The sequence below is a fragment of the Candidatus Poriferisodalis multihospitum genome, assembly GCF_028283155.1.
GTDB classification, from domain to species: Bacteria; Actinomycetota; Acidimicrobiia; order Acidimicrobiales; family Poriferisodalaceae; genus Poriferisodalis; species Poriferisodalis multihospitum.
The window spans coordinates 1-13,871 of sequence record NZ_JAPYOK010000097.1 but is presented as its reverse complement, the minus strand read 5'-3'; the positions used below and the strand labels follow the sequence as shown (position 1 = coordinate 13,871).

At 67.0% G+C, this 13,871-nt stretch carries 16 protein-coding genes; 9 read left to right on the top strand and 7 right to left on the bottom strand.

Features of this window, described 5'->3' with window-relative positions:
• Positions 1 to 31: 31 nt before the first annotated feature.
• Complete coding sequence (locus tag VI480_RS10410; RefSeq protein WP_323672773.1) at positions 32 to 433, bottom strand: heavy metal-responsive transcriptional regulator; 402 nt, start codon at positions 431 to 433, stop codon at positions 32 to 34.
• A gap of 71 nt (positions 434 to 504) precedes the next feature.
• Here VI480_RS10410 and VI480_RS10405 point away from each other — a divergent pair, with 71 nt between their 5' ends.
• On the top strand, positions 505 to 1,608 hold the full coding sequence (locus VI480_RS10405) for a zinc-binding dehydrogenase (RefSeq protein ID WP_323672772.1): 1,104 nt from the start codon (positions 505 to 507) through the stop codon (positions 1,606 to 1,608).
• Positions 1,609 to 1,638: 30 nt separating this feature from the next.
• Here the strand turns inward: VI480_RS10405 and VI480_RS10400 are convergent, their stop codons facing one another.
• From VI480_RS10400 to VI480_RS10385, 4 genes are all read right to left on the bottom strand, one after another.
• Complete coding sequence (locus VI480_RS10400) at positions 1,639 to 2,061, bottom strand: DUF1330 domain-containing protein (RefSeq protein WP_323672771.1); 423 nt, start codon at positions 2,059 to 2,061, stop codon at positions 1,639 to 1,641.
• 90 nt (positions 2,062 to 2,151) lie between these two features.
• The gene (locus tag VI480_RS10395; RefSeq protein WP_323672770.1) at positions 2,152 to 3,282 is read right to left on the bottom strand and encodes a class I SAM-dependent methyltransferase; all 1,131 of its coding nucleotides are present in this window, start codon (positions 3,280 to 3,282) and stop codon (positions 2,152 to 2,154) included.
• A gap of 15 nt (positions 3,283 to 3,297) precedes the next feature.
• Positions 3,298 to 3,687 (bottom strand): hypothetical protein, encoded by a 390-nt coding sequence (locus tag VI480_RS10390; RefSeq protein ID WP_323672769.1) that lies wholly within the window; start codon positions 3,685 to 3,687, stop codon positions 3,298 to 3,300.
• Positions 3,687 to 4,076, bottom strand: a complete 390-nt coding sequence (locus VI480_RS10385) for a cupin domain-containing protein (RefSeq protein ID WP_323672768.1) — start codon at positions 4,074 to 4,076, stop codon at positions 3,687 to 3,689. Before VI480_RS10385 ends, VI480_RS10390 begins: the two co-directional genes overlap by 1 nt.
• A 41-nt stretch (positions 4,077 to 4,117) precedes the next feature.
• On the opposite strand from VI480_RS10385, the gene VI480_RS10380 reads away from it, so the two are divergent.
• The gene (locus VI480_RS10380; RefSeq protein WP_323672767.1) at positions 4,118 to 4,684 is read left to right on the top strand and encodes a TetR/AcrR family transcriptional regulator; all 567 of its coding nucleotides are present in this window, start codon (positions 4,118 to 4,120) and stop codon (positions 4,682 to 4,684) included.
• Between the two features lie 4 nt (positions 4,685 to 4,688).
• Here VI480_RS10380 and VI480_RS10375 read toward each other — a convergent pair whose 3' ends face one another.
• A complete protein-coding gene (locus VI480_RS10375; protein WP_323672766.1) occupies positions 4,689 to 4,997 on the bottom strand; it encodes a type II toxin-antitoxin system PemK/MazF family toxin in 309 nt (102 codons plus the stop codon).
• Positions 4,984 to 5,235 (bottom strand): ribbon-helix-helix protein, CopG family, encoded by a 252-nt coding sequence (locus tag VI480_RS10370; RefSeq protein WP_416246677.1) that lies wholly within the window; start codon positions 5,233 to 5,235, stop codon positions 4,984 to 4,986. Before VI480_RS10370 ends, VI480_RS10375 begins: the two co-directional genes overlap by 14 nt.
• A gap of 98 nt (positions 5,236 to 5,333) precedes the next feature.
• Here VI480_RS10370 and VI480_RS10365 point away from each other — a divergent pair, with 98 nt between their 5' ends.
• The 7 genes from VI480_RS10365 to cysC form a co-directional block, all read left to right on the top strand.
• Complete coding sequence (locus VI480_RS10365; protein WP_323672764.1) at positions 5,334 to 6,299, top strand: sterol desaturase family protein; 966 nt, start codon at positions 5,334 to 5,336, stop codon at positions 6,297 to 6,299.
• Positions 6,290 to 7,030 carry a hypothetical protein gene (locus VI480_RS10360; RefSeq protein WP_323672763.1) on the top strand — a complete coding sequence of 247 codons (741 nt, stop codon included), beginning with the start codon at positions 6,290 to 6,292 and terminating at the stop codon, positions 7,028 to 7,030. The genes VI480_RS10365 and VI480_RS10360 overlap by 10 nt, the downstream gene beginning before the upstream one ends.
• Positions 7,031 to 7,078: 48 nt before the next feature.
• On the top strand, positions 7,079 to 8,275 hold the full coding sequence (locus tag VI480_RS10355) for a DUF1214 domain-containing protein (protein ID WP_323672762.1): 1,197 nt from the start codon (positions 7,079 to 7,081) through the stop codon (positions 8,273 to 8,275).
• Positions 8,276 to 8,299: 24 nt separating this feature from the next.
• Entirely contained in the window at positions 8,300 to 10,582 is a 2,283-nt protein-coding gene (locus VI480_RS10350) for an SDR family NAD(P)-dependent oxidoreductase (protein ID WP_323672761.1), read from the top strand.
• Positions 10,579 to 11,502, top strand: coding sequence for a sulfate adenylyltransferase subunit CysD (cysD, locus tag VI480_RS10345; RefSeq protein ID WP_323672760.1), 924 nt, complete (start codon positions 10,579 to 10,581; stop codon positions 11,500 to 11,502). Before VI480_RS10350 ends, cysD begins: the two co-directional genes overlap by 4 nt.
• Positions 11,502 to 13,370, top strand: coding sequence for a sulfate adenylyltransferase subunit CysN (cysN, locus tag VI480_RS10340; protein ID WP_323672759.1), 1,869 nt, complete (start codon positions 11,502 to 11,504; stop codon positions 13,368 to 13,370). The genes cysD and cysN overlap by 1 nt, the downstream gene beginning before the upstream one ends.
• Positions 13,367 to 13,871 (top strand): adenylyl-sulfate kinase (cysC, locus tag VI480_RS10335; RefSeq protein ID WP_323672758.1); only part of this gene is annotated, 505 nt, incomplete at its 3' end. The genes cysN and cysC, both read left to right, overlap by 4 nt.

Here is a 13,871-nt window from a genome sequence, read left to right as displayed (position 1 = left end):
AAGATTCCAGTCAACTGGAAAGTCAAGTGGTTTAGCGGGCTCGGCTGATCACCTGGCAGCGGTTGGGGTCGGTGCACGACGCCGGGTCGAGCCCCTGGGATCGCCTCAGCAGTGCGGCCAGCTCCGTGCGAGCGGAGCGAAGCTGGGAGATCTGGACATCGATGGCATCCACGTGGGCCTCGATCAGCGCCGTGGTGTGCGCGCATGACCGCTCGCCCGCGCTCTTGAGCTCGAGCACCGACGAGATCTCGGCCAGGGTCAGGCCCGTGGCCTGCGCGTCCCGGATGAATCGCAGCCGCTCGACCGCGTCGGCGGCATAGGCGCGATAGCCGCTCGCAGTCCGCTCGGGTTCATCCAGCAATCCGATCGACTCGTAGTATCGAATCGTCTTCGTGCTCACCCCGCAGCGATCTCCCATCTCTCCGATCCTCATCTGCACGACCGTACCTGACCTTCCCGATTGAACCTTCCAGCCGAAGGGAACCCCGCCAAGAAGGACGGGCAATGAAGATCACTGCAGTCGTGCTCAACAGCGTCGGCGGGCCGGTGAGCGTCGACACGCTGGACCTCGACGAGCCCCGAGCCGGCGAGGTGCTGGTGAAGATGGCGGCATCAGGTGTCTGCCACAGCGACCAGCACGTCGTCACCGGCCGTCACCCCGGCGACCTGCCGTGCGTGCTGGGACACGAGGGCGCAGGCGAGGTCGTTGCGCTCGGGCCCGACGTCACCCAGGTGCAGGTCGGCGACCGGGTGGCGCTCAACTGGATCCCGAGCTGCAAGGCCTGCTTCTACTGCGAACGCGGCCAGCATCACCTGTGCCGCGAGGTCGTCGGGCCGCTGTGGGCCGGGTTCCTGTTGGACGGCACGAGCCGGCTGTCACGCGGCAACCAGATGATCCATCACTACTCAGGCATCTCGACCTGGGCCGATCACATGGTCGTGCCCCAAGTGTGCTGCTCGGTGCTCGACCCCGCGGTGCCGTTCGAGGTCGCTGCGCTGATCGGCTGCGCTGTATCCACCGGCGTGGGTGCGGCCTTCCACCAGGGCAACGTCGGCCCCGGCGACCGGGTTGCGGTCGTGGGAGCGGGCGGCGTCGGGCTGAGCGTGATCATGGGAGCCGCGATGGCCGGTGCCGAGCGGATCATCGCCGTGGACCGGGAGCCCGCCAAGCGCGGCTTGGCGCTAGCGCTCGGCGCGACGAATTTCGTCGTGAGCGACGGCAGCGCCATCGAAGCGGTGCGAGAGCTGACCGGCGGTCGCGGCGCCGATGTCGTGTTCGAAGCCATCGGCAACCCCGGTCTGCAGCAGTCGTGGATCGACGGGGTGAGACCCGGCGGTGTCCTCGTCCTCGTCGGCATCGGGGGCACCGCCGAGACGACGCCGTTCAACTGCGCCGAGCTGACACGGGGCCACAAGTCGGTCAAAGGCAGCTACTTCGCCGCCACCGACGCCGGCCAGGCCATCGAGGATCTGTGCGCGGCCTACCTCGCCGGCCGGCTGCCCGTCGACCGCCTCATCTCCAAGCGGGTTCGCGTCGACGACGTGCAGCAGGCCCTCGACGCCATGCTCAGCGGCACCGAGGGCCGCACCGTCATCGTCTACCACTGAGCCGCGTGCTCAACACAGCTGAGCCGTCAGTCACTGCCGGACGAACTGGGCGACCGTCTCGATGTTGAGCTGACCGGCGAGCCCGGCCGTGCGGTGCACAGCCGCCTCCTGCCACTCCTGCGACGACGACATCGCCAGCAGCGCCCCCCGGTTGGGGTACTTGGCGATGGCGATCTCGTCCCAGAGCTCCTCGACCTGGCCGAGCGACAGGAACGTCACGTCCGCTGCGAACTGGATCTCGCCGCCGTAGTCCTGGATGATCCGCGACACCGCACGGCCGTAGAGCTGGTACGCCTCGAACCCGGTCAGATCGGTCTCGCGGCCGTCTTCGTACTCGGCCTTGTCCTTGAACTTCAGCAGGTTGACCATGTAGATCGGCCCGTCGGGCCCGGGCTGCATCATCTCGTCGATGCGCTCGGGGCTCGTGGGCAAGACTTCGTTGACGACCTCCATCAGGTCACCCTCCTGTCGTCGGCTCCATCAGTCAACTACGTCAGCGGCACAGACAGAGCGGACGGACCGCACGGCCTCGGAACGAGCAGATCAGGCCCGACCGACGAGCAGCGTGAGCTGTCCCGTCTTCTGCTGCTTGCCCGTCTGCAGCATCCGCCCCGTCGGCACCGATGTGAGCTCGACGGCGCCGTCGTCGAAGCCGGCACTGACCGACTCGGCCACGAGGTCCATGTCTCGCATCGGGCCCCAGAAGGGCTCATGGTTGTAGTAGGTGTCCCAGTCGATCATCGCCTGGGTGACCGGGTCGACGCCGGCGTACCCGGCGAAGTCGGCGTGCACCATGAGCCCGCCCGGTGCCAGCAGGCGTCGGCATTCGGCCAGCGCCCTGCGCAGCGCCGCCGGCGACATCTCGTGGATCACGATGTGCGAAACGATCAGATCGAAGTGACCGTCGGGAAAGTCGGTGCACTCAGCGTTCTGCTGGGAGAAGTGCACTGCCCGGCCGAGCGATTCGGCCCTCGCATGGGCGTACCGCAGCACCGGTGCGCCCAGGTCGATGGCGTGGACCTCGGCCTCGGGAAACGCATCCACATAAGGCAGCGTGGAATTGCCGGAGGTGCAGCCCATGTCGAGAATCCGGCGGGGTGAGAACTCGGGGTACGAGACTGCCAGGAAGTTCTGGCAGACGGACTGCCCGTAGTCGTCGTTGAGTGCGCCCATCTGGCCCATCGCGTACACGTAGACGCCGCGGTCGAACAGCGCCCCCACCGACACGTCGTCGTCCATGTACTCGCCCCGGTAGCCGCCTGGCATGGCGTGGATGTCGACCTCGGCGTTGTACCAGGGGATCTCCAGATCGCGATCGAGGCGCAGCGACCCGAGCCCCGCATCGGCTGCGCGGGCACGCTCGGCAAGCTCGGGGGCTTGGCGAGCGATGGCGTCGCTGACCGAGCTCCACAGCAGATGCTGGCTGGATCGGCGTACCGAGCTCCACAGCCGGTAGTAGGTGTCGGAGCTGAGCGCTTCGCGGACTTCGTGACGGTCGGCGGGCTCGGCGCCGTGCTCGTCAACCCACTGTCCGCGGACCCGCCGGTCGTAGATCTCTCGCACGCCCGGGCTGACCCGGGTTGCGATGTGCGACTTCAGCGCCTGGACGAAGCTCTCCCGGGCGGTCTCGTCGTGGGTCTCGGCGGGCAGGAGCGGATGTGTTTGCTGGCTCATCTGGCTGTTTCCCCTCTAGAGCTCTGCGAAGGCCCGATCAACGACCCCGAGATAGCGGTCCTCGGTGTCGCCGGCCAGCGCCTCCTCGCGCATCTCCTCGAACACGCGGTACACGCGCCCGGCAAATGCTGCTGCGTCCGCAGCACGGGCGGCCGTCTCGTCGGCATCGGGCCGGTACGACTCGATCGCAGCGGCGGCATCGATGCCGGCGCGCGCCAGCACCGCTTCCAGCGTGGACTGCCGCTCACGCAGCGCCCAAACCTCAGCCGCCAGTGCCGTCACAATCGCAAGGACCGCATCGGTCGCACCGTCGTCATCGAAGAACGTCGGCCTCGCGCCGCGCGCCGTGGTCGGGAAGCTGCGTCCCTCCACCGGCTGGGCCTGCGGCGCTGTGGGCTCGCCCATCACCCCAGCTTCGCAGAATCTCTCTCCACTGGACGGCCTTGCGCGAATACGTCCAGGATCCAAGTGGTTGCCGGCGAATAGACGTCGATGAAAACGGCCGGCTCGTCGCCGAGGACTTCGCCGCCGTGGGGCACGCCGCCCGGCGCGTACCACCCATCGCCCGGCCCGATCTCGCGGGTCTCCTCGCCCACCGTCAACAGCATGCGGCCTGACAGCAGCAGGCTGAACTGCTCGTGGGGATGGCTGTGCATCTCGTAGGTCGCACCCGGGTCGTAGGTGGCCCGGATCATGTGCATGTGCTCGCCGGTCAGGATCTGCGCTTCGACCTGATCCGCTTCCCAGCGGGTGGTGCCGAGCTCATCCCAACTGAAGATGCGCCGCTCGGTCATCGCTTGCCAGCCATCTCGGAGCCGAACATACACTCGCTCGGGTGCCCGGCTCACAGACCCGTCAGCAGCTGCTCGAGGCTGCTCTGGCGGTGATGGCCCGCAGCGGGCTCGAGGGATTGACCATGCGCGGGGTAGCCGACGAGGCGAACGCAGCCCTCGGCTCCATCCAGTACCACTTCGACGACAAAGACGACCTCGTCAACGGCGCGTTCGGACTCCTGGTCGAACGCATGGTCGAGGTGTCGCTGTTCGCCGTGAGCGATGCCGACGACCCCGAAGCCCGGGTGACCGCATTCATCCGGGCGGCCTTCTCCCCCGAGATCATGGACTCCGACTTCCTGCCGCTGCGACTGACACTGTGGGCCGCTGCGCCATCACGCCCCGACATCGCGGCGATCAACGAGGCGCTGCACCAGAACTACCTCGAACGCCTCAGCTCACTGATTGCCCAGGCTCGCCCGTCGATGAGCCCGGCCGACGCCGATCGCCGGGCCGCAGACGTCATGATCACCGAGAACGGCATGTGGCTGAGGTGGGTCATCTCGCAGAACCATGACGAGCTGAACCGCTGCATCGAACACTGCATATCTCTCGCCCTCGGCGACTGACCGGCTAGCAGCCGGTGGCGTCTTGCAGTCGGCGACACGCCTGTTCTATGCGGCCCGTGCTGAGCTTGGTGACGAACCGTCGGAAGCGACTGCGCTCGATGGTGTGAATGTTGTCGAAGTTGACGACGCAATCAGTCGGCACTCCGTCCTCAGAGGCGGTGAGCTCAAGCTCGGAGACCAGTCCACGCCGTGTCCTGGTCAGCACTGCGACGACGACGGCATCGATCCGGTCGGCTACCGGGTCACGGGTGAGTACGAGGACCGGCCTGTCGCCGTCAGGTGCGCGGGCGAACCAGACCTCACCGCGTTGCATCGAGCCAATCCGACCAGTCTTCGGCTGGTCCCCAGTCGGCAACTGCGGCAAGCGACATCTCGTCTTCGGTCACCGGATCGGCTTCATACAGCACAGCCTCGTGCACGGCGGCGAGCCGGGCGAGTTGGCGGCGCAGCGCGTCGCGCATCAACTCGGAGCGCTCGATGCCGAGGCGCTCAGACCATTGCCGGATTCCTTCAACGTCTTCCTCATCGGCTCGAAAGCTCAGCATCATCATCGTCATACATTCAACTCTATTTCGTATGACACACCACACGGATTCGGACGGCATCCTTGACTGGTTTGGACATCTGTCCAATACTGGCGATTGGTCGCATGATGTGGAACTACACACCAGAACTGCCCTTGCGCTCAGCGCCGTTCCTGCACTGGCCGCTCCGGCCAGTCGCCATCGCGAGACATCTCGGACGCACATGGCTGCCGTTGCGGTCGCGCGTCTTCATGCTGGGGGTGGCGCTCGGGGTCTGGGCGTGGTTCATGCCGTCGCCAGAGCGCACGAAGAGCTTCGCCTTCGGCTGGATCCTCGAGATCTGGCTGCGCAATCTGGTCTTGGTGACGCTCGTCGCCGGCGGACTCCATGTCTGGTTCTACGTCCTGCGGCGACAGGGCGCCGGCCTGCGCTATGACGCCCGGCCGTTCGGCCGGAACCGACGGGTGTTCCTGTTCGGGAATCAAGTGCGCGAGAACATGTTCCTCACACTGGTGCCGGCCATAGTCATCTGGACGGGGTTCGAGTCGCTGATCCTGTGGGCGTACGCCAACGGGCACGCACGCCTCATCTCCTTTGACGCCAACCCCGTCTGGTTCGTGGCGTTCCTGGTGATCATCCCCTGGTGGTCGATTATGTACTTCTCAGCCCATCACCGGCTGCTGCACGTCGGCCCCGCCTACCGTCACGTCCACTCATGGCACCACCGCAACACCAACGTCGGTCCGTGGTCGGGGCTGTCGATGCACCCCGCCGAGCATCTCGTGCTGTTCTCCGACGTGGTGCTGCTGTTCCTGCTGCCGTCGCACCCGCTGCACCTGTATTTCATGATGATGCACCACGGCCTCGGGGCGCCCCTGTCCCACACCGGCTACGACGCCCTGCTGCTGGGCCCTCGGACCGGTCCTCAGGCCAGGTTCGAGCTGGGCGACTTCCACCACCAGATCCATCACCGGTTCATCGAATGCAACTACGGCGGCTACGAGTCGCCGCTCGATGAGATGATCGGTGCCTGGCACGATGGAACACCCGAAGGCGCGGCCGTGCTGACTCACCGGTCTCGATGTTCCTGACGCTGTGGGCCACGCCCCGCTCGGTGTCCACCGCATTCGAATGGATGATGCGCCAGCGAGGCGATTTCGAGTGCTTCCACGAGCCCTGGAACGAGCTCTACTACTACGGCGAGGACCGCCGATCGCAGCGAGACGCGCACGTCTCGGCGCGACCGGGTCACACCTACACCGCGTTCTGGAGTGAGATCACCGCGCTGGCCGGGCAGGGCAACGTGTTCATCAAGGACTTCGCCTATTCGGTCGAGCACGATCTCGACGAGGCCAAGCTCGCAGCGATGACCAACACGTTCCTGATCCGCGAGCCGAAACGGGTGATCCAAGGCCTAGGTCATCACTGGCCCGACTGCACGTGGGAAGAGGTCGGGTTCGAGTCGCTGCACCGGCTATTCGGCCAGATCGCCGACCGTAGCGGTGCTCCCCCGCCGGTCATCGACGCCGCCGACCTGACCGGCGATCCCGACGGAACTATCCGGGCATTCTGCGCAGCAGTGGGTATCGAGTTCATTGCCGAGGCGCTGTCGTGGGAATCGGGCGAACGCACCGAGGTGAGCTGGTACGGCGAGGGCACGGGCCCGTGGCACGACAACCTGCGCCGAAGCACCGGCATTGCGCCGCCGCGCACCGAGTACCCGCCGCTCGCCGAGACGCCGCGCCTGAATGAGATGTACGAACGCAGCCTGCCGCTCTACGACGCCATGGCAGCCCACCGGCTCCGGCCGGCGCCGCAGTAGAACCGCTGAGCGTTGCCGTCGGCCCGCTCCAGTCAGTAGACGTACGCCATGCGAAGGTTCGTCATCGGTCTGCTCGCGGGGATTCGGGGCATCTCTGGGTGGGTGTGGAAGCTCCGGGGCACGTCGCCCGACGACGTGGCTGAACAGCGGATCACGAGCGGGCAGTCGTGGAACGAGTTCTGCGATTCGCTCAAGGCGGCGGGGGCTGCGCTGCAATTCCCCGGAACGCCGCGGAATGCGTTCGACCAAGCCGAGGGCTACCGGTACCTGAGCCGCATCGCCCGAGCAGGTCTCATGGCCTTCGTCGAGCACGCCGACCCGAAGGCGCCGGTGCTGCACCGTGTAGTCGGCGAGACCACCAAGATGGGCGCAGACAACCCCGACAACTTCTACCTGACGGCCAGGCTGGACGGGAACTACGAGTACAGGATCACCGGCCGCCGCAACGACATCGCCTACCTGAGCTTCGGCACCCAGGCCGGCCACTACGGCCAAGGCGGCGGTCTGCCCCCCACCAGCTACCTCGAGTCCGACGACATCGACATCGACGCGGACGGGCACTTCGAATTGGTGCTCAGCAGCACCCCGCACGAGGGCAACTGGCTGCCGATGACTGCGGAGACAGGCGTGCTCGTGGTGCGCCAGACCTACGGCGACCGCAACGCCGAGACTCCCGCCGAGCTCACCATCGAGCGCATCAACTGCGCCCCCGCCGAGGCTCGTGCGTCCCATCTGACGGCGAAGGCGCTCGATGACGGGCTCCGCAATGCCGGCTCGCTGGTGATGGGAGCTCCGTTGCTGTTCGCGAAGTGGGCGCGGGACTTCCAGAAGCACACCAACGAGCTGCCCCGGTTCGACCCGGACGTGTCGCTCGCGGCCGGCGGCGACCCCAACATCGCCTATTACCACAGCCACTGGGCGCTCGAGCCTGATGAAGCGCTGGTAATCGAGGCCACGCCGCCCGACTGCGAGCTCTGGAACTTCCAGCTCAACAACTACTGGATGGAGTCGCTGGACTACCGCCACTACACCATCCACACCAACAATCACCTCGCCGGCTACGAGGCCGACGGCTCTGTGCGAATAGTGGTGGCCCACGCCGATCCCGGCCTGCCGAACTGGATCGACACCGCGGGCCACACTTCGGGAACGATGTGCTTCCGCTGGGTGCGTGCCGCCGAGCACCCCCAGCCGAGCTGCCGGGTGGTCAAGCACGCCAGCCTTGCGGAACTGCACCGTGGCTGATCCCGCGGGCACTGGAGGGGCACGGTGACCTCCACCGACTACGAGCATCCCTTCCGCCCCGCCCCAGTCAGGCTCCTCAACCGGCTCGGCAAGGCGGGCGCGAACCTCGGGCTGTCTGACCGGCTGGATGCCGAGGCACTGCGCGACACTGCACGACGCAAGACCGGTTTCAGCGACTTCGGTGACGACGGTCACGCGGAGGCCTTGGAGGTGCTGGTCACCTCGATCAAGGCCGAAGCCCGCCTGAACACGACCGGCCGCCTGATCCAGCGGTCCCGCCTCACCGGGGCGCTGGTGCAGCGGCTCCGGATCTCAGAGCTGCTGCGACGGCATCCCGAGATCGCCGACATCGACCTTGGCACGGTCATCGTGATCACCGGCCTGCAGCGCACCGGCACCACCCTGCTGCATCGGCTGCTGATCTCCCATCCGGACTTCCGCGGCCTCTCCGGCGCCGAGGCCCTGATGCCGGTGCCGGGCGCCCCAGACAGCGACCGCGCCGAACGGGCACGCAAGCGGCAGGCGGTGCTCGCTCAGAAGTCGATCTCGTACCTGGCGCCGGAGTTCATGGCCATCCACCCGATCAGCCATGACGAACCCGAGGAAGACGTCCTGCTGCTGGACCTGAGCTTCATGAGCCAGTCGGCCGAGGCGACAATGCACGTGCCGACCTACGCCCGCTGGCTGGAAGCCCAGGACCACACCCCGGCGTACGAGTATCTCCGGCGGGTACTGCAGGTGCTGTCGTGGCAGCGGCCCGGCCGCACTTGGGTGCTTAAGACCCCGCATCACCTCGAGCATCTCGACGTGCTCCTGCGCGTGTTCAAGGGCGCGACCGTTGTGCAGACCCATCGAGATCCGCGCATCGCGCTCGCCTCGTTCTGCAGCATGGTCGCCCACGGCCGCGGCATGTTCAGCGATCAGGTCGATCCGGTCGAGATCGGTCGCCACTGGAGTGCCAAGACACACCGGATGGTGGAGCGGGCGACGGCAGTTCGAGCCGAGTCACCGGCCGATCAGTTCGTCGACGTGTCGTACTACGACCTCATGGCCGACCCGGTCGCCGAGGTCCGGCGCATCTGCGAGCACGCAGGAATCCCCTTCGACGAACGCGCATCGGGGGCGGCCACGCAGTACCTGGAGGCGAACCCGAAGAACCGCTTCGGCAGGCACGACTACCGGCTGGGGGACTTCGGCTTGACCGACGACATGGTCGACGAGGCGTTCGCGGCCTACCGCGAGGCCTACGCAATCCCCATTGAGAGCGACCAGGGCCGCTCCGCCGAGCAACCCGCCGATGCGGTGCAGCCGGGACGCGGGCTCGGCGACAGCGGCTTCGTCGGAGCCTTGGTGACCGCCGTCCGCGACCTGCGCAACCCGAAGGCCCCCGATGTCGAACCGGTCCCCGACGACGTTTGGATCGACGGCAAGACGTGCCTGGTGACCGGTGCCAATAGCGGGCTGGGCCGAGCTGCCGCTGTCGAGCTCGCCCGGCGCGGCGGCAGCATGATCCTGGCGTGCCGCCCGGGCCGCGACACGATCTGCGACGAGATCAAACGGGAGTCCGGCAGCGAGAGCGTGGAGCTGGTCGAGGTGGACCTCGCCGATCTTCGCTCCGTTCATCGCTGCTGCGACGAGCTGCGTGACCGGGGCGTGCGCATCGACATCGCTCTCTTGAACGCCGGACTCATGACCCCAACAGCGAGGCAGTCCCCGCAGGGCTACGACACCATGCTCGCTGTCCATTTTCTGGCCAACCGCGTCATGATCGACCGCTGGCTGGCCGACGGCGTGATCGATCCGTCGCAGTCCGACAGCGAGACCCCGAGGATCGTGTTCGTCTCATCAGAAGCGCACCGCTCCAGCGCCGACCTCGACATCGAGCGTCTCGACGCCTTCACGCCCTATGGCATGAAGGACGCCATGAGGCACTACGGCCTGAGCAAGCTCGCGCTCTGCACCTACGCCACCGAGCTGTCGCGCCGCCTCAACCCCGGCGACGGCGTCGAGGTCGCCGTGCACTCGCTGTGCCCGGGCGGCGTGGCGACGAACATCGCCCGTGAGGCTCCGCCGATGCTGAAGCCGATCGTCGATCCCGTGCTGCGGCGGCTGTTCCGGTCGCCTGCGGACGCCATCGATCCGGTCATCTACCTCTGCTGCGCTCCCGAGGCCGGCAGCTGCACCGGCCTCTACCTGCACCTGATGCACCGCAAGCAGGTGTCCGAACGCGCATCGGACCCGGCGAATGGCACCAAGCTGTGGGACGCTAGCCAAGTGCTCGTCGAGGAGTCGCGAGGTATCCGATGAGCGCAACCTTGCCGGCCGAGCTGCGGCTGACCCATCTCGAGCAACTGGAGGCTGAGGCCATCCACATCATGCGCGAGGTAGTCGCCCAGTGCGAGCGGCCCGTCATGCTGTACTCGATCGGCAAGGACTCCTCGGTGCTGCTGCATCTGGCCCGCAAGGCGTTCTTCCCCGGCAAGATCCCGTTCCCGCTGCTGCACGTGGACACGACCTGGAAGTTCCGGGAGATGATCGCTTTCCGCCAGCGCATGGCCGCCGAGATCGGGTTCGAGCTGATCGTCCACACCAATGCCGACGGCGTCGCCCAGGGCATCAACCCGTTCGACCACGGCTCGAAGAACTACACCGACATCATGAAGACCCAGGCGCTCCGGCAGGCGCTGGACGCGGGCGGGTTCGACGCGGCATTCGGGGGTGCCCGGCGCGACGAGGAGAAGTCGCGGGCCAAGGAGCGGGTGTTCAGCTTCCGTGACGCGCATCATCGCTGGGACCCGAAGAACCAGCGGCCCGAGCTGTGGAGTCTCTACAACGGGCGGGTCAACAAGGGCGAGTCCATCCGGGTGTTCCCCATGAGCAACTGGACCGAGCTCGACGTGTGGCAGTACATCCACCTCGAGGAGATCCCCATCGTGCCGCTGTACTTCGCCGCCGAGCGGCCGGTGGTGGAGCGCGACGGCGTGCTGATCATGGTGGACGACGACCGGTTCGTGTTCGACGAGGGCGAAACGGTCGAGCAGCGGCTGGTCCGGTTCCGCACGCTGGGCTGCTACCCGCTGTCGGGGGCGATCGAATCGACGGCCACCACGCTGCCCGAGATCATCGGCGAGATGCTGGTGGCCACCCGGTCGGAGCGGGAAGGCCGCGTGATCGACTTCGACCAGTCGGGCTCCATGGAACAGAAGAAGCGCGAGGGGTACTTCTGATGGATCTGCTGCGCCTGCTGACGTGCGGCAGCGTCGACGACGGGAAGTCGACGCTGATCGGCCGGCTGCTGCATGACTCGCAGCTGATCTACGAGGATGTACTGGCCGGCTTGGCGGCAGACTCGGCGACCCACGGCTCAGCGGGCGACCAAGTCGACCTGGCGCTGCTGATGGACGGCCTGCGCGCCGAGCGCGAGCAGGGCATCACCATCGACGTGGCGTACCGCTACTTCTCCACGGATCGGCGCACGTTCATCATCGCCGACACCCCCGGGCACCCCCAGTACACGCGCAACATGGCGACCGGCGCCTCGACCTGCGACCTCGCGGTCATCCTGATCGATGCCCGCCACGGTGTGCTGCCCCAGACCAAGCGCCACAGCCACATCGCCAGCCTGTTGGGCATCCGCCGGGTCGTGGTCGCGGTCAACAAGATGGACCTCATCGGCTGGTCGCAGGATCGGTTCACCGAGATCTGCGAGAGCTACCGCTCTTTCGCCAAGGCGCTCGGGTTCGGCGAGCCGTACTTCCTGCCGATGTCGGCGCTGCTGGGCGACAATGTCGTCAACGCCAGCGACAACCTGGGTTGGTTCGACGGGCCGCCGCTGCTGGAACACCTCGAAACGGTCAGCATTGACAGCGGGATCGACACCGTGCACTTCCGCATGCCGGTGCAGTTGGTGTCTCGCCCCGATGCGGACTTCCGCGGGTACGCCGGCACCATCGCCTCGGGAACGCTCCGGCCGGGTGATGAAGTCGTGGCGCTGCCATCGGGACTCAGTTCGGCCGTGGAACGGATCGCAACCTTCGACGGCGACCTCGATCTCGCCGGGCCGGGGCGGGCGGTAACGGTGACGCTCGCCGACGACATCGACATCAGCCGGGGCGATCTGCTGGTGACGCCGGGAGGCGAACCGCAGCGAGCACACGACCTCGACGCCATGGTGGTGTGGATGGCCGAGGCCGGCGCCGAGCCCGGCAGCTCCTACCTGCTCCAGGCCGCCAACGCTGTGTCGAACTGCACGATTCGCAGCATCCGGCATCGGATCGACATCGATTCCGGCGCACATGAACAGGCACCGGGCCTCGGGCTCAATGACATCGGGCACTGCGTCATCACGTCCGACCGGGAGCTCGCGTTCGATCCGTACAACGCCAACCGAGCGACGGGTTCATTCGTGCTCGTCGAACGGCTCACCAACGCAACGGTGGCCGCGGGCATGATCATCGGGGCGGCCTCGGCGTGGGGCCGCACGCCCGATGCGGCGCTCGTTCGTCAGCGTTCGGAGATCAGCGATGCGGAACGGGCCATCCGCTTCGGCCAGCAGCCGTGCACCATCCTGCTGACCGGGCTCACTGCGGCCGGCAAGTCCACCCTGGCCACGGCGCTGGAGCGAGAGCTGTTCGATCGGGGCAAGGTGTCGATCCGCCTTGACGGTGAGAACGTCCGCATGGGAATCTCCCGTGACCTGGGGTTCAGCACCCAGGAACGCTCGGAGAACCTGCGCCGGGTGTCCGAGGTTGCACGGCTGGCGAACGGCCAAGGGCTGATCGCCATCGCCGCGCTGGTGGCGCCCGATCGCGTGGTTCGACAACGTGCCCGTGGCCTCGTGGGCGCGGAGCGCTACGTCGAGGTGTTCGTGGACACGCCCATCGAGGTGTGCCGCGAGCGTGATCCCCACGGCCTGTACGCGATGGCCGATCAGGGCGAGATTCCACGCTTCCCCGGCGTATCGGCTCGCTATGACCGGCCAACCGACGCCGACCTGCGCGTCGACACGTCCGCCCAGAGTGTGGACGAGTGCGTCGAGGCAATCCTGCGCATGCTCACCGAGCGCGGCTTCCTGAGAGGACCGAGCACGCCGTGAACGAACCTGTGTCGCGCAACATCGTGCGGGCTGAAGGGCGGGTGACCGGCGCCGACCGCGAGGCGCACTTCGGCCATCGCGCCATGACGGTGTGGTTCACCGGCCTGTCGGGCAGCGGCAAGTCGACCCTGGCGTTCGCCTTGGAAGAAGCACTGCTGGAACGAGGTGTCGCCGCCTACGTGCTAGACGGCGACAACATCCGCTTCGGGCTCAACCGTGACCTGGGCTTCTCGCCGGAGGACCGCACCGAGAACATCCGCCGCATCGGCGAGGTATGCCGCCTGTTCAGCGACGCCGGCATCGTCGTGCTGACAGCGTTCATCTCGCCCTATGTCGCCGACCGCAACCAGGTGCGTGCGATCCATCCCGACGGCGCCTTCGTTGAGGTGCACGTCGACACGCCGCTCGACGTGTGCGAAGCCCGCGACCCCAAGGGCCTGTACGTGAAGGCCCGGGCCGGCGAGATTCCCGACTTCAGCGGCGTCTCCGCCCCCTACGAAC

Excerpts from the sequence above, each read along its gene's own strand:
- VI480_RS10360 (WP_323672763.1), top strand. The coding sequence starts at position 6,290 with ATGTTCCTGACGCTGTGGGCCACGCCCCGCTCGGTGTCCACCGCATTC.
- VI480_RS10400 (WP_323672771.1), bottom strand. The coding sequence starts at position 2,061 with ATGGAGGTCGTCAACGAAGTCTTGCCCACGAGCCCCGAGCGCATCGAC.
- VI480_RS10370 (WP_416246677.1), bottom strand. The coding sequence starts at position 5,235 with ATGATGATGCTGAGCTTTCGAGCCGATGAGGAAGACGTTGAAGGAATC.
- VI480_RS10355 (WP_323672762.1), top strand. The coding sequence starts at position 7,079 with ATGCGAAGGTTCGTCATCGGTCTGCTCGCGGGGATTCGGGGCATCTCT.
- VI480_RS10405 (WP_323672772.1), top strand. The coding sequence starts at position 505 with ATGAAGATCACTGCAGTCGTGCTCAACAGCGTCGGCGGGCCGGTGAGC.
- VI480_RS10410 (WP_323672773.1), bottom strand. The coding sequence starts at position 433 with ATGAGGATCGGAGAGATGGGAGATCGCTGCGGGGTGAGCACGAAGACG.
- VI480_RS10395 (WP_323672770.1), bottom strand. The coding sequence starts at position 3,282 with ATGAGCCAGCAAACACATCCGCTCCTGCCCGCCGAGACCCACGACGAG.
- VI480_RS10390 (WP_323672769.1), bottom strand. The coding sequence starts at position 3,687 with ATGGGCGAGCCCACAGCGCCGCAGGCCCAGCCGGTGGAGGGACGCAGC.
- cysD (WP_323672760.1), top strand. The coding sequence starts at position 10,579 with ATGAGCGCAACCTTGCCGGCCGAGCTGCGGCTGACCCATCTCGAGCAA.
- cysN (WP_323672759.1), top strand. The coding sequence starts at position 11,502 with ATGGATCTGCTGCGCCTGCTGACGTGCGGCAGCGTCGACGACGGGAAG.
- VI480_RS10375 (WP_323672766.1), bottom strand. The coding sequence starts at position 4,997 with ATGCAACGCGGTGAGGTCTGGTTCGCCCGCGCACCTGACGGCGACAGG.
- VI480_RS10385 (WP_323672768.1), bottom strand. The coding sequence starts at position 4,076 with ATGACCGAGCGGCGCATCTTCAGTTGGGATGAGCTCGGCACCACCCGC.
- VI480_RS10365 (WP_323672764.1), top strand. The coding sequence starts at position 5,334 with ATGATGTGGAACTACACACCAGAACTGCCCTTGCGCTCAGCGCCGTTC.